Source organism: Pseudomonas sp., from assembly GCF_049645325.1.
Lineage (GTDB): Bacteria > Pseudomonadota > Gammaproteobacteria > Pseudomonadales > Pseudomonadaceae > Aquipseudomonas.
The window spans coordinates 1-2,950 of record NZ_JBARTQ010000022.1 but is presented as its reverse complement, the minus strand read 5'-3'; the positions used below and the strand labels follow the sequence as shown (position 1 = coordinate 2,950).

Sequence of the window (2,950 nt, the reverse complement as noted above, 5' to 3'; positions counted from 1 at the left end):
GCCCTATGGCGGTATCTATGCACCCCATGTTGCAACGATCAACCCGGCCAAGCTGGTACGTGGCCTGGCGCGGGTGGTGGAGAACATGGGCGTCACGATCTACGAAAACAGCCCCGTCACCCAGTGGCAATCCGGCAGCCTGCGCACGGCCAAGGCGAGCGTGCGCGCAGCCTGGGTGGTGCCGGCCGTCGAGGGGTATGCCACGACCTTGCCGCCGCTGGGGCGTTACCAGTTGCCGGTGCAAAGCCTGATTGTCGCCACCGAGCCACTGCCCGCGAGCACCTGGGACGAAATCGGCTTGAGCCATGGCCAAGCGTTCGGCGAGAGCAGCCGGCAAGTGACCTACGGCCAGCGCACGGCAGACAACCGCCTGGTGTTCGGGGCGCGGGGCGGTTACCAGTTTGCCGGCAAATTGCGCCATGACTTTGATTTGACTGACAGCGAAGTGGAGTTGCGTCGCTACCTGTTCGGCGAACTCTTCCCACAGCTGAAGAAGGTCAGGATTACCCATTCCTGGGGCGGCAACCTGGGCATGTCGCGCCAATTTCGACCGCACATGCTGTGCGACCACAAGACCGGCATTGCGTTATCCGGTGGTTATGGCGGGGAGGGCGTGGGCGCCACTCACTTGGGGGGGCGCACCCTGGCCGACCTGATCCTGGGTCTCGACACGCCGCTGACGCACCAACCCTGGGTGATCCGCGAGCGCGGCCTGGACGCGCTTAAGGCCTGGGAACCCGAACCCTGCCGCTGGTTGGGCTACAACGCGATCATTCGCAGCTTTGTGCATGAAGACCAGGTATTGGCCAACCCCAATAGCGCGCCTTGGCGCCGCAAGTTGGCGACCGGCGTGGCCGGGTTCATGGAAAGTTTCATGCATTAATTTGTTTCACTCACACGGAAAAACCCATGAGCATTACTCACTTCAAAGACGCGCTGAATGCCCACTTGCCGGATTCGTCACCGGTGGCCGTGCCCTTGGGCGAACCGGTGGCGGTGGCCTCGACCTTGAGCGTGGAGCGTACCGACGGCGTCGAAACCGGCATTTGGGCCTGCACCCCGGGCCGCTGGCGTCGGCAGATCAAAGCCCAGGAGTTTTGCCACTTTATCCAGGGCCGCTGCACCTTCACCCCCGACAGCGGTGAAGTGGTTCACCTACAAGCCGGTGATGCACTGATGTTGCCGGCCAACAGCACCGGGGTCTGGGATATCCAGGAAACCGTGCGCAAGACCTACGTACTGATTCTGTAACGCTTTGATCCTTGATCGCCTGCCATAAAAACAGCCCTAAAACCGCCAGGAAATCGAACCATGAAAGCCATTGCCCTGTTGCCCTTGATGTTGGTGGCCTCTATCAGCCAGGCCGCCGAAACGGTGAAGATCTACAACTGGTCGGACTACATCGCACCGGACACCACCAAGCATTTCCAGGCCGAAACCGGCATCGGTTTCACTTATGACGTGTACGACAGCAACGAGACCCTCGACGGCAAGTTGATGACGGGTAAATCCGGCTACGACGTGGTGTTCCCGTCCAACCACTTCATGGCCCGGCAGATCCAGGGCGGCGCGCTGAAGAAACTCGACAAGAGCCAACTGCCGAACTGGAAAAACCTCAACCCGGTGCTGCTCAAGGCCCTGGAAAACAACGACCCGGGTAACGCCCACGGTTTCCCCTACCTGTGGGGCAGCACCGGCATCGGCTACAACATCGACCAGGTCAAGGCCGTGCTGGGTGACAACGCGCCCGTGGATTCCTGGGACCTGATCTTCAAACCCGAGAACATGGCCAAGCTGCAAAAGTGCGGCGTAGCAATCCTCGATAACGGCCCGGAACTGCTGCCGGCCGCGCTGAACTACCTGGGCCTGCCGCACCACAGCAAAAAGCCCGAAGACTATAAAAAGGCCGAAGACCTGCTGATGAAAGTGCGGCCTTACGTGGCCTACTTCCACTCCTCGAAATACACCGCCGACCTGGCCAATGGTGACATCTGCGTGGCCGTCGGTTTCTCCGGCGACATCCTGCAAGCCGAAAGCCGTGCCAAGGAAGCCAAGAACGGCGTGAACATTGGCTACAACATTCCCAAGGAAGGCGCCGCCATCTGGTTTGACATGGTCGCCATGCCTGCCGACGCCCCGGACGAAAAAGCCGGCTACGCGTTCATGAACTACCTGCTGCGCCCGGAAGTGATGGCCAGCATCACCAACTACGTGCACTACGCCAACGGCAACAGTGCGGCGGACAGCCTGGTGGACCCGGCGATCAAGTCGGACACCAAGGTCTACCCAAACCCGGAAATGATGGGAAAATTGTTTGCGCTGGAGGCCATGCCGTTGAATATCGACCGGGTGCGTACACGGGTGTGGAACACCATTCGCACCGGGCGCTGACCGGTCATGTTTCGTCGCGTTTTGAGTTCGCCCTTTACACCGTGTTGCCTGTAGCTTTCTTGCTCCTTTAGCCAAACGGGGAGCAGGGAATGCTCAGGTTGAACCAGTCAGGACGCTTGCGCACAGGCCGAGTTTCAGAGGTGGGAGGCGTGTATTTATTGACCGCTGTCGTGAACGGGCGTGAGCCGATCTTCGATGACTGGCTGCTTGGGCGATTGGTAGTGAAGCAACTGCGCGATGCGCACGAGGATCAGTGGGCGGATTCGTTGGCATTCGTTGTGATGCCTGACCACATTCACTGGCTGGTCCAGCTCCGGGGAAAAACGTTGGCGGAGTTGATGTGCGGGATTAAATCGCGCAGCGGTTTGACAGTTAATCGGGCGCTCGGGCGTAAAGGGCGGTTATGGCAAAAGGGCTATCACGATCGCGGTGTACGACACGAAGCAGACTTGAAAGACTTTGCCCGGTATGTAGTGTGCAATCCGATTCGGGCCGGCTTGGTGGGGCGTGTTCACGATTACCCGCTATGGGATGTTTGGTGGCTGTGAGGGCCTCACGC

The 2,950-nt window shown here is 59.9% G+C and carries 4 protein-coding genes; all 4 read left to right on the top strand.

Annotated features, from left to right (window positions below; translation table 11 throughout):
• On the top strand, positions 1-883 hold an 883-nt coding region (locus WBB95_RS00770; protein ID WP_424485852.1), incomplete at its 5' end, for an NAD(P)/FAD-dependent oxidoreductase.
• A gap of 26 nt (positions 884-909) precedes the next feature.
• Positions 910-1,251, top strand: a complete 342-nt coding sequence (locus tag WBB95_RS00765; RefSeq protein ID WP_424485851.1) for a cupin domain-containing protein — start codon at positions 910-912, stop codon at positions 1,249-1,251.
• A 60-nt stretch (positions 1,252-1,311) separates the two neighbouring features.
• Complete coding sequence (locus WBB95_RS00760) at positions 1,312-2,391, top strand: polyamine ABC transporter substrate-binding protein (RefSeq protein WP_424485850.1); 1,080 nt, start codon at positions 1,312-1,314, stop codon at positions 2,389-2,391.
• 89 nt (positions 2,392-2,480) lie between these two features.
• Positions 2,481-2,939 carry an REP-associated tyrosine transposase gene (locus WBB95_RS00755; RefSeq protein WP_424485849.1) on the top strand — a complete coding sequence of 153 codons (459 nt, stop codon included), beginning with the start codon at positions 2,481-2,483 and terminating at the stop codon, positions 2,937-2,939.
• Positions 2,940-2,950 lie beyond the last annotated feature (11 nt).